Origin of the sequence: Methanobrevibacter cuticularis (assembly GCF_001639285.1) — an archaeon.
GTDB lineage: Archaea > Methanobacteriota > Methanobacteria > Methanobacteriales > Methanobacteriaceae > Methanobaculum > Methanobaculum cuticulare.
This window is the reverse complement of record NZ_LWMW01000049.1, coordinates 1-841: the sequence shown is the minus strand read 5'-3', so window position 1 is coordinate 841 and position 841 is coordinate 1. Positions and strand designations below refer to the sequence as shown.

Annotated in this window: 1 protein-coding gene; it reads left to right on the top strand. The window is 23.5% G+C overall.

Features of this window, described 5'->3' with window-relative positions; genetic code table 11:
• Positions 1-87: 87 nt before the first annotated feature.
• The gene (locus tag MBCUT_RS01445; RefSeq protein WP_067257886.1) at positions 88-591 is read left to right on the top strand and encodes a hypothetical protein; all 504 of its coding nucleotides are present in this window, start codon (positions 88-90) and stop codon (positions 589-591) included.
• Positions 592-841: the final 250 nt, after the last annotated feature.

Below are 841 nucleotides of genomic sequence, written 5' to 3'. Positions count from 1 at the left end.
TTTTAATTCATTTTTAGATAAATGATTTTTAACCCTTTTTTGAACCATATTAACCATGAGTAACAACCCCATATATCATATTAATATATGAAAATCATTACTTATAAACTTTCCTTTCAGGACTATATAAATACGAACATTAAAAACATAATAGCTAGTTACAAAAAGAAAGGAGGTAAAATAAACAGAAATGATAGAAAAGTTATTAAAGAGCAGAAGCAGAAAATCATAGACATGATTTTAAATGAGGATTTAGAAGAAATTGATTTAATATTTAAAGATATGGTGGATAATTTAGAACTTTCACATCCTTGTATTCAGCAATTGATGAATAAATTTATAATACCTAATTTTAATGATTTCTTTTGCTATTTAAAGGTTGATGGTGTTCCAAAAACTTCAAACGCCCCCGAACTCAATTTCCAAATAACTCTTCCTAAACATGTAAAGAGAAGAATGCACATTATGAAAGGATCGGAAAAAAGAATATACCTTAACTATGAATATAGAAAGAAAAAATCAGATGAAAAATTTGAAGAATCAATGAATAAATGGACTAATGAACTATTAACAAATGATTATCATATATAAATCGCATTCAACCTAAAATAAGGCCATAGAAAATAAATACCAAAATCAGTAACCTACTTGACTGTGCCATTAATTTTCAAAAATCCTTTTCAAAATGACAAACAATAGTATTATTAATATAAAACACTGAAAAACAATATTAGTAATCTCATAATGATAAAATTATTAATAGAAATATAAAAATTCCAACTTATAAAATTTTAAAAAAAGAAATAAATAGAAAAAGAATTAATAATAAGTTATTTCAAAA